23 protein-coding genes are annotated in these 25744 nt (G+C 29.0%); all 23 read right to left on the reverse strand.

Going from position 1 to position 25744, the window contains the following annotated elements; translation table 11 throughout:
• Positions 1-69: 69 nt before the first annotated feature.
• Positions 70-1134: a peptide chain release factor 1 gene (gene prfA, locus Q3287_RS12270; RefSeq protein ID WP_054271923.1), complete on the reverse strand. Its 1065-nt coding sequence runs from the start codon at positions 1132-1134 to the stop codon at positions 70-72.
• A gap of 43 nt (positions 1135-1177) precedes the next feature.
• A complete protein-coding gene (gene prmC / locus Q3287_RS12275) occupies positions 1178-2029 on the reverse strand; it encodes a peptide chain release factor N(5)-glutamine methyltransferase (protein ID WP_054277735.1) in 852 nt (283 codons plus the stop codon).
• A gap of 17 nt (positions 2030-2046) precedes the next feature.
• Positions 2047-2940 (reverse strand): DUF1385 domain-containing protein, encoded by an 894-nt coding sequence (locus tag Q3287_RS12280; RefSeq protein WP_054271925.1) that lies wholly within the window; start codon positions 2938-2940, stop codon positions 2047-2049.
• 144 nt (positions 2941-3084) lie between these two features.
• On the reverse strand, positions 3085-3285 hold the full coding sequence (rpmE, locus tag Q3287_RS12285; RefSeq protein WP_021386394.1) for a 50S ribosomal protein L31: 201 nt from the start codon (positions 3283-3285) through the stop codon (positions 3085-3087).
• Between the two features lie 152 nt (positions 3286-3437).
• Entirely contained in the window at positions 3438-5042 is a 1605-nt protein-coding gene (gene rho, locus Q3287_RS12290; protein ID WP_176702557.1) for a transcription termination factor Rho, read from the reverse strand.
• A gap of 499 nt (positions 5043-5541) precedes the next feature.
• Positions 5542-6507, reverse strand: coding sequence for a UTP--glucose-1-phosphate uridylyltransferase GalU (gene galU, locus Q3287_RS12295; protein WP_407964136.1), 966 nt, complete (start codon positions 6505-6507; stop codon positions 5542-5544).
• 115 nt (positions 6508-6622) lie between these two features.
• Entirely contained in the window at positions 6623-8512 is a 1890-nt protein-coding gene (gene pepF, locus Q3287_RS12300; protein WP_219673907.1) for an oligoendopeptidase F, read from the reverse strand.
• A 350-nt stretch (positions 8513-8862) separates the two neighbouring features.
• Positions 8863-11235: a stage II sporulation protein E gene (spoIIE, locus tag Q3287_RS12305; RefSeq protein ID WP_054271929.1), complete on the reverse strand. Its 2373-nt coding sequence runs from the start codon at positions 11233-11235 to the stop codon at positions 8863-8865.
• Positions 11236-11324: 89 nt separating this feature from the next.
• A complete protein-coding gene (locus Q3287_RS12310; RefSeq protein ID WP_054277740.1) occupies positions 11325-12245 on the reverse strand; it encodes a Ppx/GppA phosphatase family protein in 921 nt (306 codons plus the stop codon).
• 112 nt (positions 12246-12357) lie between these two features.
• The gene (locus Q3287_RS12315; protein ID WP_054271931.1) at positions 12358-12642 is read right to left on the reverse strand and encodes a septum formation initiator family protein; all 285 of its coding nucleotides are present in this window, start codon (positions 12640-12642) and stop codon (positions 12358-12360) included.
• Between the two features lie 5 nt (positions 12643-12647).
• Positions 12648-13181 (reverse strand): spore cortex biosynthesis protein YabQ, encoded by a 534-nt coding sequence (gene yabQ / locus Q3287_RS12320; protein WP_054271932.1) that lies wholly within the window; start codon positions 13179-13181, stop codon positions 12648-12650.
• Complete coding sequence (locus Q3287_RS12325) at positions 13182-13436, reverse strand: YabP/YqfC family sporulation protein (RefSeq protein ID WP_003421411.1); 255 nt, start codon at positions 13434-13436, stop codon at positions 13182-13184.
• A gap of 61 nt (positions 13437-13497) precedes the next feature.
• Positions 13498-13740 (reverse strand): RNA-binding S4 domain-containing protein, encoded by a 243-nt coding sequence (locus Q3287_RS12330; protein ID WP_054271933.1) that lies wholly within the window; start codon positions 13738-13740, stop codon positions 13498-13500.
• 71 nt (positions 13741-13811) lie between these two features.
• On the reverse strand, positions 13812-14090 hold the full coding sequence (locus tag Q3287_RS12335) for an HU family DNA-binding protein (RefSeq protein WP_003421415.1): 279 nt from the start codon (positions 14088-14090) through the stop codon (positions 13812-13814).
• Between the two features lie 88 nt (positions 14091-14178).
• Entirely contained in the window at positions 14179-15627 is a 1449-nt protein-coding gene (mazG, locus tag Q3287_RS12340; RefSeq protein WP_054277742.1) for a nucleoside triphosphate pyrophosphohydrolase, read from the reverse strand.
• Positions 15628-15733: 106 nt separating this feature from the next.
• Complete coding sequence (locus Q3287_RS12345) at positions 15734-17347, reverse strand: polysaccharide biosynthesis protein (protein ID WP_054271935.1); 1614 nt, start codon at positions 17345-17347, stop codon at positions 15734-15736.
• Positions 17348-17466: 119 nt separating this feature from the next.
• Complete coding sequence (gene spoVT / locus Q3287_RS12350) at positions 17467-18006, reverse strand: stage V sporulation protein T (RefSeq protein ID WP_054271936.1); 540 nt, start codon at positions 18004-18006, stop codon at positions 17467-17469.
• Positions 18007-18129: 123 nt separating this feature from the next.
• Entirely contained in the window at positions 18130-19125 is a 996-nt protein-coding gene (locus Q3287_RS12355) for a peptidylprolyl isomerase (protein WP_054271937.1), read from the reverse strand.
• Between the two features lie 30 nt (positions 19126-19155).
• Positions 19156-22542 (reverse strand): transcription-repair coupling factor, encoded by a 3387-nt coding sequence (mfd, locus tag Q3287_RS12360; protein WP_054271938.1) that lies wholly within the window; start codon positions 22540-22542, stop codon positions 19156-19158.
• A 16-nt stretch (positions 22543-22558) separates the two neighbouring features.
• Positions 22559-23119 carry an aminoacyl-tRNA hydrolase gene (gene pth, locus Q3287_RS12365; RefSeq protein ID WP_021386404.1) on the reverse strand — a complete coding sequence of 187 codons (561 nt, stop codon included), beginning with the start codon at positions 23117-23119 and terminating at the stop codon, positions 22559-22561.
• A gap of 13 nt (positions 23120-23132) precedes the next feature.
• Positions 23133-23744, reverse strand: a complete 612-nt coding sequence (locus Q3287_RS12370) for a prepilin peptidase (protein ID WP_407964137.1) — start codon at positions 23742-23744, stop codon at positions 23133-23135.
• A gap of 142 nt (positions 23745-23886) precedes the next feature.
• Complete coding sequence (locus Q3287_RS12375; protein ID WP_407964138.1) at positions 23887-24669, reverse strand: prepilin peptidase; 783 nt, start codon at positions 24667-24669, stop codon at positions 23887-23889.
• Positions 24650-25732, reverse strand: a complete 1083-nt coding sequence (locus tag Q3287_RS12380; RefSeq protein WP_054271941.1) for a type IV pilus twitching motility protein PilT — start codon at positions 25730-25732, stop codon at positions 24650-24652. Before Q3287_RS12380 ends, Q3287_RS12375 begins: the two co-directional genes overlap by 20 nt.
• Between the last annotated feature and the right edge of the window lie 12 nt (positions 25733-25744).

A 25744-nucleotide genomic window follows, 5' to 3' on the forward strand; every position in this document is an offset into this window, starting at 1 on the left:
AAAATGCAAAATAGCTGTTTCAAAATAGAAAATAATTTCTAGAAAGAAACAGCTTCTTTAAAACATTACTTATATTGCAGTCATTTTCTCTGTTTGGTCAACAGTAATTAAAGCATCTATCATTTCATCTATATCTCCATCTAAGAACGCATCTAGCTTATATAAAGTTAAATTTATTCTATGGTCACTTATTCTACCTTGAGGGAAATTATATGTTCTTATTCTTTCTGATCTATCTCCTGTTCCAACCTGGCTCTTTCTTTCTGCTGCTATATCTTTATGTTGTTCTGCCAATGCTTTATCGTAAAGTCTAGCTTTTAATATTTTTAAAGCTTGCTCTTTATTTTTTAATTGTGATTTTCCATCCTGACAAGATACTACTTCACCTGTAGGTATATGAGTTACCCTAACTGCAGAGTCAGTAGTGTTGACACTTTGCCCTCCATTACCTGAAGAACGGAAAACATCTATTCTTAAATCATTTGGATTTATTTCAACTTCTACATCTTCAACTTCTGGTAATACAGCAACAGTAGAAGTTGATGTGTGTATTCTTCCACCAGATTCAGTTGATGGTATTCTTTGAACTCTATGAACTCCAGACTCATACTTTAATCTTGAGTATGCTCCTTTACCTTTTATCATAAAAGATACTTCTTTATATCCACCAACTCCAGTATCACTTGCACTTAATAATTCTATTTTCCATCTTCTTCTCTCAGCATATCTTGAGTACATTCTAAATAAATCACCTGCAAATAGAGCTGCTTCATCTCCTCCAGCTCCACCTCTAATTTCAACTATAACGTTCTTGTCGTCATTAGGGTCTTTAGGTAATAATAATATTTTTATTTCGTCCTCTAGAGGTTCTACTTTTTCTTCCATCTCAGCTAACTCCATTTTAGCTAATTCTCTTAATTCTTCATCTGACTCTTCTTGTAAAATTTCTTTTGATTCTTTTATACTATCTAAAACATTTTTATACTCTCTGTATTTCATAACAATAGGCTCTAAGTCAGCGTGTTCTTTTATATACTTTTGCCAAACTTTTTGATCATTTATTATATCAGGGTCACCTATTTTTTCACTTAAGTCTTTATATGTATCTTCCAATACCTCTAATTTTTTTAACATACTTTCACCTCGATTAAATGTAACATATCAATTGTTGATTATATCATATATTGTAACCTATAACAACTCTATCAATGCCTTGAATATCCTTCTTTGTATATATTTTTTTATATCCATTACTTTTCATAATATTAATAACATCTTCAGCTTGATTATGACCAACTTCGTATGCTAATATTCCACATGTATTTAGATATTTCTTACCTTGCTCTGTTATTTTTCTATAGAAATCTAATCCGTCATCTCCACCTTCAAGAGCATTATATGGCTCATAATCCTTTACTTGTGTATGTAAAGTTTCTATATCTTGTTTTTTAATGTATGGTGGATTTGAAACTATGATATCAAATTTTATATCACTATCACTTATTGCTGTAAATAAGTCAGAATTAATGAACTCTGTCTTTTCATCAACTCCATTTATAATAGAATTTTTTTTAGCTATTTCTAAAGCTATTTCTGATACATCAAAAGACATGACTTTAGAATTTTCAATATATTTTGCTAAACTGATTGTAATAGCACCAGAACCAGTACCTATATCTAGTATACTTACATCTCTTTTTCCTTTACACATTTCGATTATTTCTTCTACCAATGTTTCTGTATCTGGTCTTGGAATTAATACACCTTCCTTAACAAAAAAATCTAATCCCATAAATTCTCTATTTTCAACTATATAGGCTATTGGTCTCCCATTTAATCTTTCTTGTGCAAAGCCCATAAATTTTGTTTCTTGTTCTTGAGCTAACTCTTTATTTAGATTTAAGTGAATATACAGCCTGTCAACATCACCTAAAGCTTTTTGCAATAATAACTCTGTATCTAATCTTGGAGTATCGCTTATATCTTTAAATGTATCTGAATATTTAATAATTATATCTCTTATCGTCATAATAAATATCCTTTTCTTTAATCTACTACTGCCTTTAATGCTTCTAAGGCTACCTCTAGCTGCTCATCATCAGGCTCTTTTGTTGTAAAATATTGCAACATCATCCCTGGGTATGCAATAATTTTAGTGAATCTATTATCATATTTTCCAAGAATCCTGATTACCTCATAAGATAAACCTGCTACTATTGGCACACATATGATTCTCATAAATATTCTAAGAATTGGATTTGGCCAACCAAAAAATGCAAATAATATTATTGATACAGCCATAACTATAAATAAAAAATTTGTACCACATCTAGGATGTAACCTTTTAAATTTTCTAGCATTTTCTACTGTAAGTTCTAAATCATTTTCATAGCAATATATAGATTTATGTTCTGCACCATGATATTGAAATACTCTTTCTATATCCTTGCTTCGTGAGATTAGTACTATATATGCAAATAATATAACTATTCTTATAATACCTTCTATTAAATTGAGCATAAAGTCATTAGGCATTACTTTAGAAAAAGCTCCTCCTACTAATGTAGGTATGAAAATAAATAATCCAGCAGAAAGTAGCATTGCTATGACCAATGAAAATATTATAATGATATCATTCGCTTTATCTTTAAAGATTTTCTTTATAAATAAATCAAATTTATCTTCTTCAGCTTCTTCCATAAAAAACTCTGAAGAAAAATTCAAACTTTTTATACCTTGAATCATTGTATCTATCATAACAAAAGAACCTCTAACAAAAGGTATCTTATCTATATTCTTATCTCTTACCCAACTTTTTATTCTATCTTCTTTTAGTGCTATTTCTCCGTCACTTTTTCTAACAGCTACTGCTCTTTTGTCTTTTGACTGCATCATTACACCTTCAATAACAGCTTGCCCACCTACAGCTTGTTTTGCCATCCACTCACCTCATTTTATTGTATTTAGAATACTCAATTTTACATATTTATTATTATAATACAAAAAGACAATTTAAAGTAGAATATGAATGTTTTTTTGTAATAAAATAGGAGTTGGCTTCCTCCAACTCCATTTTTATAAAAATTAATCCATTTTGAATCTTTTTTTGAATTTGTCGATTCTTCCACCTTTTTCTATGTTCTTTTGTTTTCCTGTATAGAATGGATGGCACTCTGAACATATTTCAACTTTTATTTCGTCCTTAGTTGAACCAGCAGCAAATGTGTTCCCACAAGCACAACGCACTTCAACTGGATTGTATTTTGGTTGTATTTCCTTTTGCATTATAGTCACCTCTTCTCTTTATTTAAAAAAATTAATTATATTAACTTTCTTTTTACATTATCAACTACATTATTATAGCACAACTTATTATGCCATTCAAGTGATTTTTCCATTACTTTATATAATCTATATTTACATTTATATTACTAACTTTACAAATTCTTTATTGATTTTACAAACTCTTTATTGTCTTTGGTTCTTTTGATAAGCTCAATAACTTTATCTGTAATTTCCATTACTGAATTATTACTCATTTCTCTTCTTAATCTCCAAAGAGCTGTCTTTTCTTCATCATCAAGCAATAAGTCATCTCTTCTTGTCCCAGATTTGTAAATATCTATTGCAGGGAATATTCTTTTTTCAGCTAATTTTCTATCTAGGTGTAATTCCATATTTCCTGTACCTTTAAATTCCTCAAATATTACATCGTCCATCCTAGAACCAGTTTCGACTAATGCTGTTCCTAGTATTGTCAAAGAACCACCTTGTCTAATGTTTCTAGCTGCTCCAAAGAACTTTTTAGGTCCATGAAGTGCACCAGGGTCAATACCTCCAGACAAAGTTCTACCTGTAGGAGATATTGTAAGGTTATATGCTCTTGCTAATCTAGTTATACTATCTAGCAAGATTACCACATCTTTCCCATGTTCAACTAATCTTTGAGCTCTATTTAGTACCATCTCTGCAACTTTAACATGATGGCTTGATACTTGGTCAAAGGTAGAGTATATAACATCTCCTTCAATGGATTCTTTCATGTCAGTAACTTCTTCTGGTCTTTCATCTATAAGAAGTACTATAAGTTCAACATTTGGATGATTTTTAGCTATGCTATTTGCAACACTTTTTAGAAGAACTGTTTTCCCAGCTTTTGGAGGTGCCACTATTAATCCCCTTTGTCCTTTTCCTATAGGAGAAATTAAATCTATAATTCTTGTAGCTATTTCATTTCTATTAGTTTCCAGTGTAAGTCGCTCTTCTGGGAATATTGGTGTTAATGTCTCAAATGCATTTCTTTGTATAGCTGTATCAGGGTTTTCATCATTTATTTTTTGAACGTATAAAAGCGCTCTAAATTTCTCTCCACTTTTTGGATGTCTAGTTATCCCTTTAATTTTATCTCCTGTTTTCATATTAAATCTTCTTATTTGAGATGGCGAAACGTAAACATCTCCTTCAGTAGATAAATAATTTGAACCTCTTAAAAAACCAAAGCCATCTGGCAAAATTTCAAGTACACCTACTACTTCATCTTCTTTTGATGTGTTAAATTCATCAACTATTTTAGATTCATCGACTTGTTTAGGCATATAATAGTTTTTATTATTATTTCTGACCATTCTATTAGATATATTTGATGCCTTATTACAATCATTTACATTCGTTGTCTTATTATAATCGTTTCTTTGGTTTCTGTTTTCTTGGTTTTGGGAAATATTTTGAGTATCTATTTCTTTCTTGTTGTATGATTTGGTAGGGCTCTTATATTCAACTTCTTTTTCTATACTCTCACGCTCTATATTTTCTTTTCTATTTTTTATGTCTTCTTTAATCTCTTCATTTTTTTCTTTAATCTCTTCGTTTATTTTTTCCTCATTTTTACTTTTAGAATTTATAATCTCAATTAACTCATTTTTCTTATATGTAGTAATTGATTTTATTTTTAATTCTTTCGCTATCTCTCGTAGCTCAACTAAGGTTTTACTACCTAATCCTTCTAATACTTTATCATCTAAAATCAAAAAAATCCTCCTCATCTATATATTCATTTATATACATACTTATTTTGGAAATTGAAGGCATGAAAAAGAAAAGTTTTATTTAAACAGTTAAGTCTAATAATATCACTATTTATACATTATGGTCAATAAATAAAATTTAAAACACTATCATCTATTATATTATTGTATTTCAAGTCCAATCTTAGCACATTTTTATAAATTTATCACTATATTTATATCTTATAATAATATTTTCCCTTAAAATATGCAACTATTATAAAAATTTTTTTTTACATTTATAAATTCTAAAAACCATATATAACTAAAATATTGTAAGTTTTTAACTACATTAAGTTATATATGGTTTTTATATTTATGTATATTCATTGTAGTTATTTGTCCTATTACATGGTTGCAATCATGCTTAAAACAGCTGTTATGCTTGTTAACACAAGAATCCCTACAATCCCAATAGCTATTATTCTATTAATTTTTTTCTGACTTGATTTTGCCACAGTACATCACCTTTCACTAATTATTTTTGAATTTCAAGTTCTCTAACATCAGAGACCTCAGATAAACTTAATTCTTCATCTGTACTATTGTATAACACATTTTTATCTTTATCAAATTCGTCACATACATGTTTTAGATACTTTATAAAATCTTTCTTAAGGTCCTCTTTCTTTAGAGCAAAATCAACAGTAGCTTCTAAAAATCCTAACTTATCACCAACATCATATCTCTTTCCTTCAAAATCGTATGCATACATAGCTTCTTTTTTAGACAATATTTTTAGAGCATCTGTTAGTTGCACCTCTCCACCTTTACCTGGTGGTAAATCCTTAAGAATATCAAATATTTCAGGAGTTATTATATATCTACCTAAAATAGCAATATTTGAAGGAGCTTTTCCTGGCTCTGGCTTTTCTACCATATCTTTTACCTTATAAACTCTACCTTCTATATTTTTTGCCTCTATTATACCATATTTATTAGTATCTTCTAAATTCACTTTTTGAACTCCTAATATTGTAGTTCTATATTCTTCATATGCATCTGTTAATTGCTTTAAACAAGGTACATCATTATCTACAATATCATCACCTAACATTACTGCAAAAGGTTCATCACCTATAAAGTGTCTAGCACAGTAAATTGCATCTCCTAATCCTTTTGGCTCTTTCTGTCTTATATAATGTATGTTAATCATGTTAGATATATTTTGGACTATCTCTAACAATTCCTTTTTACCTTTTTTCTCCAAGTCAAGTTCCAATTCTACAGATTTATCAAAGTGGTCTTCAATAGATTTTTTATTTCTACCAGTTATTATTAGTATTTCCTCTATTCCTGAGGCCACAGCTTCTTCTATTATGTATTGTAGCGTTGGCTTATCAACTATTGGTAACATTTCTTTTGGTTGCGCCTTAGTAGCTGGCAAAAACCTAGTCCCTAAACCTGCTGCTGGTATTACAGCTTTTTTAACTTTAATTTGCATAGAATCATCTCCCACTAATTAATAAATAAAAAGTCCTATCTTCAATAGGACTTTAAACTTTTAGTATATTTTAACATTAATTCGATATATTTACCATGTGGATTATAATAATCTTTTATAATAGCTTTTCAAGTTCTGCTACTAAACTGTCAAATTTTTTAATTGTATTTTCTATAGGTTTTGTATTAGTTAAGTTTATCCCACTTGATTTTAACAAGTTTATTGGATAATCTGAGCTTCCTTTTTTAAGAAAATTTATATAGTTGTCTGAGCCATTTTTTAGTATGTCTTGGGCAAAACTTACTCCTGCGCTACAACCTGTTGCATATTTATAGACATAGAAACTATTGTAAAAGTGTGGGATTCTAGCCCATCCGACCTTAGATAATTGGTCTAATTCATAACTTTGTCCATAATATTTTTTAAGAAGTTGTCCCCAAACATCATTTAGTACTAGTGCATTTACACTTTTCTCTTTTTCAACTAACTCATGTATAGTCTTTTCAAATTCAGCATACATTGTTTGTGTATAAAGAGTATCTTTTATCAAGTCTAAATATTGTGTTATATAATAAGCTTTTTCATCATTACCTTTGGCTTCTCTTATAAGCATTTCATAAAGTAAAGCTTCATTAGTTGTAGATGCAACCTCATGAGTAAATATAGATGGATTTGAATTAAAATAATTTTGATTCTTAGAACTTAAATATTCGTATACAGCATGACCAAGTTCATGAGATAATGTTGAAACTGAACTTAATGAATTATTATAATTCAAAAGTATATATGGATGATTTTCATAAACAGATAAGCAATATCCACCACTCACTTTATTTTCATGTGAATAAACATCTACCCATTTTTCATTGAAAGCTTTATAGACTACATCATTATATTCTTTTCCTAGAGGTGATAACGCTGAATATACTATACTCTGCGCTTTCTCATAGTTAATATTATTATCAACAGCCTTAACTATAGGCACAAACATATCATATGAATGGACCTTATCTAATTTTAAGACTTTTTTTCTTAAATCTATATATTTGTGTAAACTGTCCATGTTCCCATTTACAGTTCTTATTAGATTATTGTATACTTTTTCATCTACATTATCAGATTCCAAATACATTTCTAGCGAAGACTCATATCCTCTCTCTTGAGAATAAAAAATGTTCTTTTTAACTTGACCAGTAATCAAGCCTGCAATTGTATTTAGATTATCATTGTAAGTTATAAGTTCATCTTGATAAGCTTTTTTTCTATTTTCTCTATCTGATGATTCTAGCTCACTAGCATATTGAGCTGGTGTTAAATTAGTTTTTCTGTCCATATTTCTAAACAATTCATAAACTTGACTTGGAAGACTACTTATAGAAGACACTTTGCTTAGGATGTCTTCTGACTTATCATCTAAATAATGTACTTTGTTTCTTCTTATATCTCTTAAATATGCACCATATTTTCTATTTATATTTTTATTTGAAATAATTTTCTTATAATCTTTGTTTGATAATTTTAATATCTCTAATTCTAAATCTGAACAAATTCCCATATAGTTTCCATAAGATTTACTCATAATATCATTCATATCTAAGTATTTATATGAATTTTTATTAGTATCTTGTTTTAATTTTACATAGGCAGATAGTCTATTTAATCTTATATCAAGTTTTTCCTTGATATTTAAGGCAAAAGACAAATGTGTTGGCGATTTTGTTACTTTACCTATGTAATTTTTTAACTCTTTCGTATCTTTATCAAAACTCTTAAGTTCTTTTTTCCATTGGTCATCACTTTTAAACAAGGATTGTAAGTTCCAACATGTTTTTTCATAATCTATTTCTTGTTTTTTTTCAGCATCATCTTCAGTATCATTATTCATGACAGTAACTGCTCTATCATTATTCTTTTGATATCCTTGGTCAGCTTTTATACTTATTATTAACATGCAAAAAATAGAAATAAATAAAGGTATTATTGCTTTGCACAATTTTCTATTCATAAAAAGCCATCCTTTCAATAAATTTACTTAATAATAGGATGGCTTTTTTTAGATATATTATTCAATTATTCATACTATATAAATAAATATCGAATTAATAGTTATCCACATAATAATCAACATATTCACAGGCTTTGTTTACCTAGAAATTTAGTTATTTCAACATGAATCTCTTTTGATAATAGCTTTTGTTTTTTCTTTTTTTACATTTTATTAACATTTATGCCATACTTATCAACAAATTTTGTTGATTTATATGTTTTTTTTGTTAATAACTATACTTTTTTCAAAAGTCTATTAACATATTATACACAAGTTATCCACATATTATACACAGAATTTTACAAACTTTATTTTGTACATATCTTCGTAACTAAAGCAGTCATATCATCTTCGATTTGTAACGCTTGTAACTCTAATGCTCTATCTAATATTAAATTTGAAATTTCTTTTGGATTTGTAGTCTCTATATTCTTTAAGAAGTATATTAACCAATTATCTCCCAAATTGTTATTTCTTCCTGCATCTACAATTCCATCAGAAACCATTATGACATAGTCTCCCTCCTTAACTTTTACATTTTTTCTATCAATTTTTACATCAGATAATATACCCACAGGTAATGATGATGATGATATTAAATCGACTTCCCCATCACCTCTTTTTATATAGGTAGAACACGCTCCCATCTTTATAGTTTCTAAACAACCTCGTTTTAAATCTAAAATTCCTAAATCTAAGGTTGAAAACATCTCCTCTGAAGACTTTAATAGCAACATATTATTTATAGTATCTATAACTATTTCGTCTTTAATTTTTGCATCTATCATTTTTTCTAATATATCAATAGTGGCAGAGGATTCTTCATATGCTTTTTTACCTTTTCCCATACCATCACTTATAGCCATCATATATTTACCATCATTTATCTCCATATATGTGTAATTGTCTCCACAAAGAATATGCCCATCTCTTGACATGGCTGAAACTTCTGTAACAGCCTTATATTTCTGAGATTTAACGAATGTTGCCTTACATTTACCTCCTAAACAATGGCACCCTATTTTTCTAACAGACATATTTTCACCTACTAGGTCTGAAATTATGTTTACAATTTTATCTTCACACATACAGCCATCATGACAAGTTTTCTTTTCTATAGATATTTCAAATTCACTGTTACTTTTCGTTAAGTAACTTACTTTATCAACGGTTATGTCATATCTCTCTAATTGCTCATATATATTTTTTTCTTTTTCTATATCCAGCATTATATCGCTCTCTAAATCTTGAGACAATGATTTAATTGATTTTGAAATACTTCTTATTTGATTTGCTATTAATTTTCTACTTTCTGAAAACTTCACACTCCAATCATAATCTAATACAAACATTTTGTAATAGTGATTTGATATTTTCACTATTGACTCTGGTTTCATACATTCCTTTCTAAAGTTTTTAGGTATATCGTTTAGATTTAACTCCCCTTTCTCTTCAATTTTTTCAAGAATGTTATATATCATAGTATATGTATGATTAAATCTTGATTCCCAACACATTCTTCTCATACTACAACTTTTACATTCATCATTATGAATCATATCTATTACATTTGCTATATCTCTTTGGTCTAGTACCTTATCTTTTTCTCTTATCTTATCAAATGTATCTGCAAGGTCATCGTAAGTTTTATAAATACTATTTAATCGACTATTAGTTAAGTTCTTACTTCTCATAATATAATCGTATACGATTTCATTTGAAGCTACATTACTTTTTATTAATTTTTCAATCTTACTAAACAACTTCTCTGGTAACACTATAACTATTAAACAGCCCAACAATATATCTCTTAATTGCATCATATTAGAAGTAATACCAGAAGTATATAGGTATATTATTGTCCAACTTAGAATATATCCTAATATACAGAAATATTTATTTATTTTATTAAATGCGCCACTTATTAATCCTGAAAAAGAATATATACCCATATAAATGGCTGATGTTATATTATTTAAAATGGATGCTACGCCAATAATTACACCGCTAGATGCTCCCATCGTAGCTCCTCCTACTATTGAGGTCAGTAATATCAATACGGTGGACAAAATGGTCCTTATCGATATTCCAAACAAGGATATATCACCTATTCCCATTATGCTAAAGGTTAGCAGTAAACTTATTGATATAGCTTCTTCTGTCCGTACGGACATCCTATTGTTGACATTGGCCATCAAACCTATCCCATAAGAAAATACATATACAGATATAAACATTATTATTGCTTCTACACCTGCTATAAGAAGATTATACATATACCTATTTGAAAAGAAAGCTTGTCCCATGGAAATTGGAAGTAATATCATTGCACTTATAAATGCCACCTTAGCAATTGAATCTGATAATTTTAATTTTTTATTCACTGCCATAAATATTGTAAGGCACACAGCATATTTTGCTACATTTCCAAAATCATTAGATGATAACAATATTCCTAATAATGTTGATATGAATACAGGTATCTTGTACTTGTCAATCTTTGATGCACATATAAAAAAGGCAATTCCTAAAGGAGCTACAGAGTCTACTATAATAGACCTACTAAGTAAAAATCCCATTACGGCGAATGCCACCGTAGTAAAGTCAATATATCCGCTTATTAATTTTATGACATTTGGTTTTACAGTCTTACTCTCCACAACTGCTACACTTCTTTGCATAAAAAAACCTCCTCTTTTGTTTATATTAAGAATTGTAACAAAGAGGAGTAATTTTTTTTGTCATAATCGGTTTTAAAAATCAAAAAATATTAATACATTTTTTTTGACTTTTGACATATTAAGCCTTCCAAATTATCGTATTCACTTACGGTTATTTCTTCTATTTCTAATTTTTCCATTATTATATTCAATATTTTTACACCAGCAGTTATAATATCCGCACGTTTTTCTTGTAGGCCTTTTAAGTTCTTTTTATCACTTAATGTCATGTTTATTAATTTTTGTAGAATTTCTTCTATTTCTTTTTTGTGTATTTTACTATTATGTATTTTTTCCATAGAGTAGACCTCTAATTCTTGGTTCATTGCTGATAATGATGTAATCGTTCCACCTATGCCTATAAGAGTTTTTAGTCCTCTTCCTTTTATATAATTTAAAGTTTCATTAATCTCGTTATATATAAATGAACTCATATTTTCAAACTCTTCATTTTCAATAATATCATGCTTTAAAAATCTCTCTGTCATTCTAAGAGCACCTACATTTTCGCTTTTATTAAATTTAATTCCATCTGAGCCGCCTATAATAAATTCTGTTGAACCTCCTCCAATATCTATAACAATAATATTGTCATCACCTTGTATGCCTTCTAAGACACCCTTAAATCCTAGATTTGATTCTTCTATTCCTGTAACTATATCAACATCTATCCCAGTTTCTTCTTTTGCTAGTTTAACAAAGTAATCTCCATTTTTACTATCTCTAAGGGCAGATGTTCCCATACAGTATACTTTTTCACACTTTTCATCATTACACTTATCAGAAAATTTTTTTAAGGCATCTATGTTTCTTTGAATAGCATCTTCTTTTATATATCCTTTACTATCTACACCATGACCAATTCTAGTTGTATTAACAAATTTTTTTCTGTTTGTGAGATTTCCATCTCTATAATCTGCTATCAATAATCTCATTGAGTTTGTCCCAATATCTATAGCTCCTACTTTCATTATAAAATACCTCCTCAATAAAAATAAAAAGCCATTCTTAAACTGAATGACTTTTTTATTAAATCTTAAATTTTAAAATCAATACATCTGTAAACTTATTAGCAAGTTTTAGTCAACGGTTTATATCAACATAAACGGTTTCATTAGGCTTTACCATATTTAATCTTTTTCTTGCTATCTCTTCTAAGTCTCCTTCATATGATTTTTCATCTTTCTTTAAGCTGTTTATTTGTATTTCAGTCTTTTTTAATTGTTTATTTAGACTTGCTATTTCTTTTTTATACTCTTTGGCTTTTGTGTACTCAAATACAAACCCTGTCATCATACTAAAAAGTGATATTCCTAAAAATAAACTGACAACAATAATTTGTCCTGAAAATTTTTTTCTTAAGTTCATTTTCCCTACACCCTTTTTTTGGTTTTATTTTTTTTCTTCTTATGTTTTGATTTTTTCTTGCTCTTTAACTTTTTATTTGATTTTCTTTTTATACTTTTCTTTGTTGCTATAAATATATTAGGTATATAAAATATAATATCAAATAGTAGGTGTAGTGAATAGATTATAACGTAATACAAATTATTTAAAAAACTGACTATGTATTGTACAACTTTTTTTAAAAAATTCCTCACAAAACAGATTATTTTATTGATAATTGATAAAACAATTTTACTTATGGTGTTATAGTATAAAATAAAACCAATAAACAAAGCCACAAAATGGTAATATCTTAAATCAAAAAATTCTGTAAGGTTTATTGTTACAAATATTATAGCTGTTGCTAGAAACCAAAATAATACATCAAAGATTATCGCGAAATAATTGATAAATTTAAAGTTTCCTCTTAGACCTCTATAAAAATCAAACAATACCCCTATAAGTATTCCACCATAAATAGTAGCATAAAAAATGCTTACATCTTGAGTGAAAGGTATCATTTATCTAAATACCTTTTTCAAGAAACTCTCTTGTGGCTTTTTAGGCTTTGCATACACCATAGAATTTATAGTTCCATCTATGCTAATTATATTTTCGTCTATACTTAGCTTGCTCATATCTAGGTTCTCGCCTTCAATTACCATCTCACCTACAGAAGTTTTAAGCTCAACTCTTTTGTCATTAAAAGAATATATGTGCTCGACTCCTGAAATAACCAGCTTTGATCTATCTTTCAAAGTTATGTTCTGTTCCATAATATCCCCCCAGTAAATATTTCACTAATACTACTATTAATATACTAGAGGACTATCAATTTTATTCTAAAATTTCGTACATTTCTTTTGCATCATTTTTTAGCACATGCTCTTTTACTTCATTTATCTTAAGCCTCATCTTTTTCTCTCCAAATTGTATTTCTAAGGTGTCTCCAATATTCACTTCTGAAGAGGATTTAGCAACTTTTCCATTTATAGTGACAATTCCCTTATCACATGCATCCTTAGCAACAGTTCTTCTCTTTATAATCCTAGATACCTTTAAAAACTTATCTAATCTCATAATTATCACCTTCCTTAGTTCTATAGAAAAAGTGTGGCAAATTTATCCACACTTTTTCACAAGATTTCTAATTATCCATTTATTATATCCTTTAATCCTTTTCCAGCTTTGAAAACTGGTGCTTTAGAAGCTGGTATATCTATAACTTGCTCTGGATCTCTTGGATTTCTTCCTTGTCTAGCAGCTCTTTCTCTTGTCTCAAATGTTCCAAATCCAACTAATTGAACTTTTTCGTTATTTACTAGTGCATCTTGAACAGAACTCATAAATGCGTTTAATGCAGCCTCTGCTTCCTTCTTTGTTAATCCACTTTTTTCTGCCATCTTTGATACTAATTCAGCTTTATTCACGATATTTACCTCCTAAAAATGTTTATAATATAGACTTCTATCTTTGTGATAAAAGTTCTAGATTTTTGACAAATTTCCTTCCACAATTTTATTGTTTTTTAGCCTGATTCCAAAATTCATCCATCTCTTCAAGTGTCATGTCTTCTAATTTTTTATTTAAATTCATTGCACTTTTCTCCACAAACTCAAATCTATTTATGAATTTATCGGTAGTACAGTTCAAGGCTTCTCCTGAGTCTATGTCTAAAAATCTAGCTAGATTTACTATCGAAAATAATAAATCGCCTAGTTCTTCCTTTATGTATTTTATATTCCCGACCCTGTGTTCGTCAAGTAATTCCTGATATTCTTCTTCAATTTTTTTAAATACATCTTCTACATTGTCCCAATCAAAGCCAACAAGGGCTGCTTTATGTTGAACTTTACTAGCCTTCATAAGAGCTGGTAAATGCTTTGGTATCCTTCTAAGGCTATCTGTTATAGTGCTTTCGCCCTTCTCTTCTTTCTTTAATTCTTCCCAAGTTTTTTCAAACTTAGACATATCTAGTTTTACACCACTAAATATATGAGGATGTCTATTAATTAATTTTTTACATATTCCATTTACTACTTCTTTTAAATCAAAGTAGCCTTCCTCATTTCCTATCTGGCAATGGAATATAACTTGTAAAAGAACATCTCCTAGTTCTTCTACCATTTCATCTATATCATTATTATCGATTGCATTACAAAGTTCATATGATTCCTCTATAACAGAATTTTTTAATGATTGATGTGTCTGTTTTTTATCCCATTCACATCCAGATGGACTTCTAAGTGTATTAACTATTATTTCTAAGTCATGTACTGTATTATACATCTTTTTAGAACTTTTGGGTATATATAAGCTAGTTAAATAGTCAAAAAAGTTTTCATTTCTGTCCAATTCGCACAGTTTTATAAACTTTTTACTTTCTAAATCTTTGACACCTGCTCCATTTACTATACATACTTCTTGATTATAGTCATAATATTCCATAAGCTTTAACTTTACATTAGATGCTATAAATTTATCATATACTTGGGTTATTATCATACTAGTATCCAAATCTATATATGAATTTTCTATTTCAAAAGCATCTATCAATTTAAATCCCTCAGATGGGTCTATAGCCAAATAGTTAAACATAGCGTCTACAAAGCTCATAGAAGGCAATATTTCTACTGTTATGTGCTTTTCATTGGCTATTCTTTCTATTATACTTACAGTCTTTTCTGCGACTCTTGGATGACCAGGAACAGCATATATTAAATCACCCTTTGTAGATTCTTCTATGATAAACTCAGATATTTTTAAATAAACATTTTCAAAATTTTCTTCATTTTCATAAAAATAGTCTAATGAAGTGTATTGTATAGTTTCTTTAAGTTTATCAATTATTGGATGTTTCTCTGTTCTAAAAAAAACTCTTGGGCTATTTCTTAAAGATTCTAACGCACCTTGGCTTATAAGAGAATAATCTCCTGGTCCAAGACCTACAATACTTATCTTACCCATAACATCACTCCTATTAGCAAATTTCACTTTATTTTTATATTATTATACAAATAAGGAGCTTTACTATTTGTATAGTATTTCCTTTATTTGCATATATATTCCTATATTATCTTATAAGCTTAACTTTTTTTAACAATTTATATAATTTATCACCTTTTGGCATAGTCAAAATCTCTTCTTTTTTAATTCCACCTATTCCAAGTATAACTACTACATATACAATTCCACCAACACATATTGCAATTATTGTAGATATACTATTTCCCAAGAATCCAACTAAAGCTCCATAACTCAATTTAACCATTATAAACATTGTCAAAACTGTTATAAATGGCTTTATTATAAATTCTTTTTTAGGGAAGCTTACATTCATGTGCTTTTTAACGTATAACAAGTTAATCATAGCTGCAACAAAGTATGCTGTAACTGTACCAAATGCAGAGCCTAATACATTAATATCTGGTATTCCTGTTAAAGTATAACTTATCACAATCTTACATAACATACCAGCACATAAGGCAATTACAGGTACTATTGGTTTTCCCATACCTTGAATTATACCAGTTAATGTTTGTATTAATCCTAAAAATAATACACATGGAGTAAGAGTAAATAAAATAGTTCCTACAGAAGATGGTTCATGTGGAAACAAAAGACCCATTATTGGTATTGCTAAAGAAGCCATACCAAACGCACAAGGTAATACTATAAGTAGAGTCACCTTAACTGCACTCTTAGTATCTTTTCTAGCTTTTGTCTTGTTTCCTAATGCATATGCTTTAGAAATTGCTGGAACTAAGCTCATACTCATTGCAGTTGTTATAACTGCTGGTAAATTTATTGTGGCCATTGCCATACCTGTCAACTGACCAAACATTGAGTTCGCTACTTTGTATGTATAGCCTGCTTCCATAAGTCTTCTTATCACGATAACATTATCTATCATATTCACAAGTGGCATTACTGATGCTCCTATTGTTATAGGAATAGCAACAGTTAAAAGCTTTTTAAAAATATAAGAAACTCTCTCATCTTTAAATCTTTGACTTGCATCTATCTCTGCTCTACGCTCTTTTCTCCCTAGCATATAAGCAAACATCAAATAAACCATAGATGCTACTGAACCTATTGTAGCTCCTGATATAGCACCAGCCGCCCCAAAAGTTTGACCTAGACTTTTCATAAGTAAATAGGCCAAAGTAAGACCTAATACAACTCTAAAAAATTGCTCTGCAACTTGAGACACAGCAATCTTAGTCATATCCTGTCTCCCTTGAAAATATCCTCTATATGCAGACATTGCAGGAACAAATAATAATGCTGGAGCAATAGCTTTCATAGAGTATAATGCACCTGGATTTTTCATTACGTTTGTTACTATGTAGTCAGCACCAAAAAATAATATACAAAATGATATTATTCCAGTAATAAATAAAACTGTATGTGATACTTTAAATATCTTATTTGCACCTTTAAAATTTCCAACAGCAACTTTTTCTGAAACCAACTTTGCCACAGCTGTTGGGAATCCAGCAGTAGCTAATGTTAAAAATAGAGTATACACAGGATAAGCAGCCTGATAGTATCCCATTCCTTCTGAACCAATCATGTTACCAAGAGGAATTCTAAAAAATCCTCCCATTATTTTTACGATTACACCCGCTAGTCCAAGTATAAGGGCTCCTTTTAAAAAAGAGTCTTTATTTTTGTTATTGTTCATAACATAACCTCCATACTGTTTATATAACAAACTTTAATATACCATATTTTTAATGCTATATTCAATATTTTACACAAAAACTTCAAAAGACCTTCATTTAAAAGGTCTTTATGATAAAATTATTGAACTTGTTTTCCTAAAAAGTTAGCAGCTATTTTTAAAGATTTTTCTTCACTCTCTGCAATTGTATCTTTATCTTTTGAAACGACTACAATTGAACCTATACAGTCTCCAGATGCACTAATTATAGGCATTATAACTTGACTAGTGTATTCTTTTTGGTCTTCTTTAAATAAAGGTAAAATATTTTTATCTTTTGAATATTTTACTGTTCTTTCACTTATTATTGCTTCTAACTCATCACTTATACTTTTGTCTTTATAATCTTTTTTAGGAAGTTTAGATACAGCTATTATAGAATCTAAGTCTGTTATCAATACACCATATCCTAGTACTTCAGCTAATGTTTCAGCATATTCTTGAGAGAATTCATTTAATTCCCCTATTGGAGAGTATTTTTTAAGTATGACTTCTCCATCTTTTGCTGTGAATATCTCTAAAGGGTCTCCTTCTCTAATTCTTAATGTCTTTCTTATCTCTTTTGGTATAACTACCCTTCCAAGATCATCTATTCTTCTAACTATGCCTGTTGCTTTCATATTTTTTAATCCCTCCATAAATTACTTTAAGTTTATTTTTACCATTGTTAAGAAAAATATACAAAAAAAGCTATATCTTATCTAGATATAGCTTTTTTAAGCATATTACTCTTTTTTTAGTTTTTAGATTGTGATTTTATCTATTACTTTTTCATCTTTTTCTACTTTAGCTTCTTTAGTTAATTTTTCTATTTGCTCTTGATACTTATTTTTTAATAATTGGTCTTTTATAGTTTCTTTTGCATCTTCAAATGAAGTTTGCTCATTTACTCTATCTGTTACTTTAATTATATGATATCCATATTGAGTTTCAACTAAATTAGATACTTCACCCTTTTTCATAGAAAAAGCAGCTTCTTCAAACTCAGCAACCATTTGACCTCTTGAGAAGAAACCTAATTTACCACCATCACTTGCTGTAGAGTCTTGTGAATATTTTTTTGCTACTTTGGCAAAATCTTCACCTGATTTAACTTCTTTAAGAGCTTCTTCAGCCTTTTTCTTAGCTTCTGCTTTTTTATCATCTGAAAGTGGTTTGTTGTTATCATCTACTGTTTTCAATAAAATATGAGAAGCTTCTACTTCATCTTTTTTAAATTCATCTTTATGTGAATCATAATATTTTTTCAGTTCTTCATCTGATATCTTAGTCTTTTTAGTAAAACTACTTTGATAATTTTGCATAGCTAAATCTTTCTCTTGTTGGTCTCTTAAAAATTCGTCATCTATTCCTAGTTTTTTAAGTTGTTCTTTATATTTTTCGTCTTTGCTCATAGCATCTTTTAAATCTTTAAAACTTTTCTCAACATCTTCTTTTTTAGGAAGTAAGTTATCTTTTTTAGCTTGAGAATATATTACTTCTGTAGTTATAAGTTGGTCAAGAATTAAATCCTTAAACTTGTCCTTATATTTTACACCTTTTTCAACTTCCTTATCCCATATATCTTTTCCATAAGTTTGTTCCATAGAATCTTTATAAAGAGCTATAGTCTTTTTAAATTCATCTGATGATATCTTTGACCCTTCAACTGTCGCCACAGTTTCTCCTTTACTAGAACTACAGGCAGTCATAGATACTACCAAAATCATAGCTATTGCCAACGTTATTACTTTTTTCAAATTTAAAACATCCCTTCTTAAATTTACAAGTTATTTTGCCTTGCACATTTTTTCTAATAATTCTTCTAATTCTGTAACTATATTATAACCTATTTTCTGTTTAGTTCTATACTTTGTTATTGGAACTAATAATATTTCATCTTTTAATTGTCTTATTTTTTCTATTTTCAATATTTTACACAACGATTTTATATAAGCTATTGTAAGTAATGTCTGAACTGGTTTAGGTATATCAGAGAATCTGTCCTCAAGTTCTTCTTGTATATCCAGCATATCCTCTTTGTTTTCAATAGAAGCAATTTTTTTGTACATTTCAATTTTAATCAATTCATCTTTTATATAATTATCTGGAATGTATGCATTTACGCTTAAGTCTATTTCAACATCAATTTCTTCAACAATAGGCTCACCTTTAACCTTTTTAATTGCATCATTAAGCATTTTAACATACAAATCATAACCTATAACCGCCATATGACCATGTTGTTGAGAACCTAAAATATTTCCAGCTCCTCTTATTTCAAGGTCTCTCATTGCTATTTTAAAACCTGAACCAAACTCTGTAAACTCTCTGACAGCTTTTAATCGTTTCTCAGCTATTTCACTCAGAGTTTTGTCTTTTTCATATAAGAGATATGCATATCCTTGTCTTGAGCTTCTGCCAACCCTACCTCTTAATTGGTAAAGTTGAGCTAATCCCATTTTATCTGCATCATATATAATCATTGTATTTGCATTGGATATGTCCATACCTGTTTCGATTATTGTAGTACAAACTAGTACATCATAATCTTTATTTAAAAATCCTAGGATTATATTTTCTAATGATTTAGAAGTCATTCTTCCATGTGCAACAGCTACTCTAGCATCTGGTACGAGCTTTTGAATCATGCTTGCCATCTCTTCAATATGCTCAACTCTATTGTATACGAAAAATACCTGTCCACCTCTACTTAATTCTCTCTCTATTTCATCTTGAATTACACTTTCCTTACTCTCTGTAACATATGTTATTACAGGATGTCTTTCTTGTGGAGGTTCTTCTATAACACTCATATCTCTTATTCCACTTAGAGACATATGTAAGGTTCTTGGTATAGGGGTTGCTGAAAGTGTAAGTACATCTACTGTAGATTTAATTTTCTTTAAAGCTTCCTTATGTTTTACCCCAAATCTTTGCTCCTCATCAATAACTACAAGACCTAAATTTGGTAAATTTATATCTTTAGATATTATTCTATGTGTCCCAATCAAAATATCTACTAATCCTTTTTTAGCATCTTCAATAATTTGTTTTTGTTGTTTTGGAGTTTTAAATCTGCTTAAAACTTCAACTCTTAAAGGATAATTTTCAAATCTTTCTTTAAATGTATTATAATGCTGTTGAGCTAATATGGTTGTTGGAACTAGCACAGCAACTTGCTTTTGGTCCATACAAGCTTTGAAAATACTTCTAATAGCTACCTCTGTTTTTCCATAACCAACATCTCCACATACAAGTCTGTCCATTACCTTACTTGATTCCATATCTTTTTTAGTTTCTTCTATTGCTTTTAATTGGTCTTCTGTTTCTTGATATGGAAACAACGATTCAAACTCTGCCTGCCAAGGTGTATCTTTTGAGAACTTATATCCTTGTATTTTTTCACGTTTTGCATAAAGTTCAATTAAATCCTTTGTCATATCCTCAATTTCTTTTTTGACTTTTGCTTTTGCCTTTGTCCATTCATTGGTTCCAAGCTTATTTAACTTAACTTTTTCTACCTCTGCACCGATATATTTCTGCACTTTATCCATCTGGTCTATTGGTACATATAGATTATCTCCACCTTGATAAACTATTTTCATGTAATCTTTTTTAATAGCATTGACTGTAATCTGTTCAATCCCTGTGTATCTACCTACACCACTATTTTCATGTACTACATAATCACCAACACTTAAATCTAAAAAGGATTCGATTTTTTTCCCTTTTTTAGCTTTTTTATTACTCGCTTTAGATGCTCTTTTATAAACGCCTATCATTTCATTATCTGTTATAACAGCAAACTTTATGGATTTATACTGGAAACCGCTGTTTATATGTGCAGGTACAATTATAATTTGAGAGGATTTAATTTCAAGGTCTCTATCTTTAGAAACAGTTGTTTCTAAGCCTTTATCCAACAAATCTTTACTCAACTTAGTTGCTCTTTCCAATGTATTTGTTGCTAAAATTATTTTGTATCCATTGTATTTCAGACGATTTAATTCTTCAATTAGCAAATCTACTTTTCCATTGAATGTAGGAACTTCTCTACTTTCAAAGTTGATTATAGATTTTATAGAAAAATTATTTATAGACTTTGGCAATAGTGAGTTTAAAACTACAGACTTGTCTTTTACTAGATATTCTAAGTCTGTATAATGATATAATAATTTTCCTTGGTTTTTAATAGCCAAGCCTCTTTCAAGATTAAGTTTATAATTTTCTCTAAACTCATTTATATAATTTTCACATCTCTCTTTAAGTCTTGTTATATCATTTATAAATACTATTGCATCATCTGCTAGATAAGTAAATATACTTTTGTTTTCTTCTGGATAAATATAATCTATATAGTTTTCTACTCCTTCAAAATAAGTCTTGCTTGATATATAGTCTATATTTTGAAATGTACCTTCATCAGTAATCTTAGTTGTTTCTTTTTTTAGTTTAACTAATGCATCTGTAGTTTTCTCTGGATAAATAAATTCTCTGGATGGGGTAATAGAAAACTGTTGTAATTTATCAATTGATTTTTGCGAATATACGTCAAAAGTTCGTATGGAATCTATCTCATCATCAAATAATTCCATACGAATTGGATTTGTATATTCAAGTGAAAATACATCTATAATTCCACCTCTTATACTAAATTGACCAAACCCCTCTATTTTTGAAACTCTTTCATATCCTAATGAAACTAGTTTTTCAGTTAATTTTTCTAAATCTAAGCTATCTCCCACCTTATAATGAGATACACTATCCAGTAAAACTTGTTTTGGTATGTATTTTCTTAAAACCGCTTCAATAGAAGTTACTAAGATTATTTTTTCTTTATTTGCCAGTTTTAATAATACCTTTAATTTTTTTGCCTCTTCGTTTCTGTCCTTTGCATCTAAGTGATAAAAATAAATATCTTGAAAGCCTAAATATTCAACTTTATCTTCAATATAAAAACTTAAATCTTCATATACTTTCTTAGCTTCTAAATCACTACTAGTTATAAAAATCATTTGTCGTGATAAATCATTAAATATAGAATAAGATATATGAGGTTTTTGTACTGGTAAAAGTCCATTAACTAATAATGAACCTTTTGTATTTTTTATACAGTTTATTATATCTTTATACTCTTTTGAATTTTGCAAAGGATATAAAAAAACATCATTCATTTAAATCTCCCTCTCACTATCCATTGTATTTGTTCATAGACATATCTATATTTTCTCTTATTATTGAGTCAATAGCACATGCTGCTTTTTCTAGTGCTTCATTTATATTATCAGATTCTTCTTTTCTAAATCTAGAAAGCACAAAGTCGGCTAAATCTTGCCCAATTGCTGGCTTAGATACACCTACTCTTACTCTTGGAAAATCATTTGAACCTAGGCATTTAGTTATAGACTTCATACCATTATGTGTTCCCCCACTTCCCTTTTTTCTTATACGTATTTTTCCAACCTCTAAGTCTATATCATCGTATACTACTACTATATTACTTAAATCAACCTTATAATATTTATATATATCTATTAATGTTTCTCCACTTAAATTCATATAAGTTTGTGGTTTTACTAATAATACTTTTTCAGTACCTACTCTACCTTCACCAATTAAAGCTTTATGCTTTATTTTAGTGACACTAATGTTGTATTCTTTTGCAAGAATATCTATAACATCAAATCCAACGTTATGTCTAGTCTTCTCATATTTCTTTCCTGGATTACCTAACCCTACTACTACGTACATTTCTTACCTCCTGTTATATAAATTTGTATAACAAACTATAATAAAAATCAAATATATTATACTCTGTAAATATTATTATAATTGTCGATAAGGAAATAAAAGGTGTAAAAGGAATCTGCCTTTTTATGTTTATACCTTTAAATATTTTAGGTATGTATAAAACAACAAAAAACAAAAACGCTAACATAAATGATAAAACTATCACATAAAAACCATAATTATTTCCCAATGCAAAGCAACATAAGCTATAGAGACCTACATCTCCATAGCCTAATCCTTTTGTTAATTTAGCAATAATATAAGGTATAACAAAGCCTATTGCTAGTCCAATTATATGATTTATATAGTCAAACTTAACAATATTACAAAATACCAAAAAAATTATACCTTGAACTATTATACCACTAACTATTGTTATATCATATACATATATTGTGTAGTAATCTATAATGGATATAATTATTAGAAATGGAATTAATACCATATATTGTACACATTCTACACTAATTCCAAACTTTAGATATATTAATACAGATAAGACTACAGTTATTATGTAAATAAAAAACATATTATATAGATTTTTCTTTCCTCTAGCACAAAAAATATCTAGAGATTTATTTATCAAATGCGCAAAAAATAAGGAAATTATTATTATATACTCCATAGTCTATAGCACGTTAGTAATAGGGTTAATAATAATATTGTCCTTATTGAATACTTTAATTCATTTTTATAAAAATTAAAACTTGATTAAGTTTAACTATTTTCTACATAATCATAGAAAAATAAAGTTCAAGTAACGGTTTCCCACATAAGATTGTTATTAATGCTCCAATTGATATAAATGGACCATAAGGTATAACAGAATTGTATTTCTTTCTCTTTATCTTACTTAAGATTATCACACAAATTCCATATACTGCACCTACATAAACGCTTAGTAGGGCAGTCAAAAGACCATTTTTAACACCCATATAAAGACCTATCATTGCAAATAGTTTAATATCTCCTCCACCCATACACTCTTTTTTTACCATAAATTCAATAAGAAGCACAATAAGCCAAACGCTCCCTCCACAGATAAAAGCTCCTATAATGGAATTCTTAATTGGTATTTCTTTAAAAATGAGATTAAAAATTATAGCAAATATAGCTCCAAAAATCAGTATTCTATCTGGTATTATAAAGTGGTCAATATCTATAAATGTTATTATAATCAGTAAAGACACAAGAACTAAATAATAAATGGTTGTTGTAGATATTCCATATATCATAAACACTGTTAAAAATAAAATTCCTGTAATTAATTCTACTAGAGCATATCTACTAGAGATTTTCTCACAACAATATCTACATTTTCTACCACTTATTAAATAGCTTAGTACTGGTATTAAGTCTATAGGCTTTAATCTAGTGTTACAACTCATACAATGTGATGGAGGTCTAGAAATAGATATACCTTCTGGAATCCTAAAAATGCAAACATTAAAGAAACTTCCAAATACTAGTCCAACTATAAATACGTATAAATTAACGATTATAATGTCCATTATAATTTACTCCACCTATCATCCTTGTCATAAACTCTTGGTCAGTACATCTACTAAGCGCCATATCTTTTGTAATCTTTCCGTTTTTATAAAGTTCCATTAAATCTTGGTCCATAGTCTTCATACCTGCTTTAACCCCAGTCTGTATCATGTTTGGAATCTGATATGTTTTTCCTTCTCTTATTAAGTTTTTTATTGCTGGAGTAGCAAACATCAATTCAATAGCAGCTATTCTACCTTTTCCATCAGCTGTAGGAAGTAATTGTTGTGACACTACCCCTTCACAAACTGTAGATAACTGAGTCTTTATTTGTTGCTGTTGAGATGGTTGGAACATATCAACTATTCTATCTATTGTCTTAGCTGCTCCAACTGTATGTAGTGTTGAAAATACCAAATGCCCTGTTTCTGCTGCTGTTAATGCTATTGACACAGTCTCAGGGTCTCTCATCTCTCCTATTAGTATTACATCTGGGTCTTGACGCAAGATAGCTCTAAGAGCTGAGTGAAAACTTTCTGTATCAGTTCCTACTTCTCTTTGATTTACCAAGCTTTGTTTATGATGATGTACATATTCTATTGGGTCCTCAAGTGTAATTATATGTTTTTGCTGTGTTTCATTTATTATATTTATCATACTTGCAAGTGTTGTACTTTTACCACTTCCTGTTGGACCTGTAACTAAAACTAATCCTTTATGCCTTTCAGTAAATGACCTTATATTTTCTGGAAGACCTAATTTCTCAAAAGTTGGTATCTCTGCTGTTATAGTTCTTATTGCTATTGCGTAATCGCCTTTTTGTCTATATGAGTTTACCCTAAATCTTTCACCTGTTTTTAGAGAAGCTGAAAAATCAGCTTCTCCATGTTCTTCTATTACTTTAAACATAGATTCCCCTGCTATGTCTTTTGCCATTTGCATTGTTATTTCTGGTGTAAGTATCTGCTCACTTAGCTTTACAAATCCACCTTTTACTCTAGCTACAGGATTCGTTCCAACCGTTATGTGTATGTCTGATGCGTTCAGTCTTATACCTTGCTCCAATAAATCATAAATATACATAATATTTAATCT

The sequence above is a fragment of the Clostridioides sp. GD02404 genome (genome assembly GCF_045898275.1).
In the GTDB taxonomy this organism is placed as follows: Bacteria; Bacillota; Clostridia; order Peptostreptococcales; family Peptostreptococcaceae; genus Clostridioides; species Clostridioides difficile_A.

Excerpts from the sequence above, each read along its gene's own strand:
- Q3287_RS12345 (WP_054271935.1), bottom strand. The coding sequence starts at position 17,347 with ATGAACAATAACAAAAATAAAGACTCTTTTTTAAAAGGAGCCCTTATA.
- spoIIE (WP_054271929.1), bottom strand. The coding sequence starts at position 11,235 with ATGCAAAGAAGTGTAGCAGTTGTGGAGAGTAAGACTGTAAAACCAAAT.
- prfA (WP_054271923.1), bottom strand. The coding sequence starts at position 1,134 with ATGTTAAAAAAATTAGAGGTATTGGAAGATACATATAAAGACTTAAGT.
- Q3287_RS12315 (WP_054271931.1), bottom strand. The coding sequence starts at position 12,642 with ATGAACTTAAGAAAAAAATTTTCAGGACAAATTATTGTTGTCAGTTTA.
- prmC (WP_054277735.1), bottom strand. The coding sequence starts at position 2,029 with ATGACGATAAGAGATATAATTATTAAATATTCAGATACATTTAAAGAT.
- yabQ (WP_054271932.1), bottom strand. The coding sequence starts at position 13,181 with ATGATACCTTTCACTCAAGATGTAAGCATTTTTTATGCTACTATTTAT.
- mazG (WP_054277742.1), bottom strand. The coding sequence starts at position 15,627 with ATGGGTAAGATAAGTATTGTAGGTCTTGGACCAGGAGATTATTCTCTT.
- Q3287_RS12325 (WP_003421411.1), bottom strand. The coding sequence starts at position 13,436 with ATGGAACAGAACATAACTTTGAAAGATAGATCAAAGCTGGTTATTTCA.
- Q3287_RS12280 (WP_054271925.1), bottom strand. The coding sequence starts at position 2,940 with ATGGCAAAACAAGCTGTAGGTGGGCAAGCTGTTATTGAAGGTGTAATG.
- mfd (WP_054271938.1), bottom strand. The coding sequence starts at position 22,542 with ATGAATGATGTTTTTTTATATCCTTTGCAAAATTCAAAAGAGTATAAA.
- Q3287_RS12380 (WP_054271941.1), bottom strand. The coding sequence starts at position 25,732 with ATGTATATTTATGATTTATTGGAGCAAGGTATAAGACTGAACGCATCA.
- rpmE (WP_021386394.1), bottom strand. The coding sequence starts at position 3,285 with ATGCAAAAGGAAATACAACCAAAATACAATCCAGTTGAAGTGCGTTGT.
- spoVT (WP_054271936.1), bottom strand. The coding sequence starts at position 18,006 with ATGAAAGCAACAGGCATAGTTAGAAGAATAGATGATCTTGGAAGGGTA.
- Q3287_RS12310 (WP_054277740.1), bottom strand. The coding sequence starts at position 12,245 with ATGAAAGTAGGAGCTATAGATATTGGGACAAACTCAATGAGATTATTG.
- pth (WP_021386404.1), bottom strand. The coding sequence starts at position 23,119 with ATGTACGTAGTAGTAGGGTTAGGTAATCCAGGAAAGAAATATGAGAAG.
- rho (WP_176702557.1), bottom strand. The coding sequence starts at position 5,042 with ATGAGGAGGATTTTTTTGATTTTAGATGATAAAGTATTAGAAGGATTA.
- galU (WP_407964136.1), bottom strand. The coding sequence starts at position 6,507 with ATGCAAATTAAAGTTAAAAAAGCTGTAATACCAGCAGCAGGTTTAGGG.
- pepF (WP_219673907.1), bottom strand. The coding sequence starts at position 8,512 with ATGAATAGAAAATTGTGCAAAGCAATAATACCTTTATTTATTTCTATT.
- Q3287_RS12375 (WP_407964138.1), bottom strand. The coding sequence starts at position 24,669 with ATGGACATTATAATCGTTAATTTATACGTATTTATAGTTGGACTAGTA.
- Q3287_RS12330 (WP_054271933.1), bottom strand. The coding sequence starts at position 13,740 with ATGAGATTAGATAAGTTTTTAAAGGTATCTAGGATTATAAAGAGAAGA.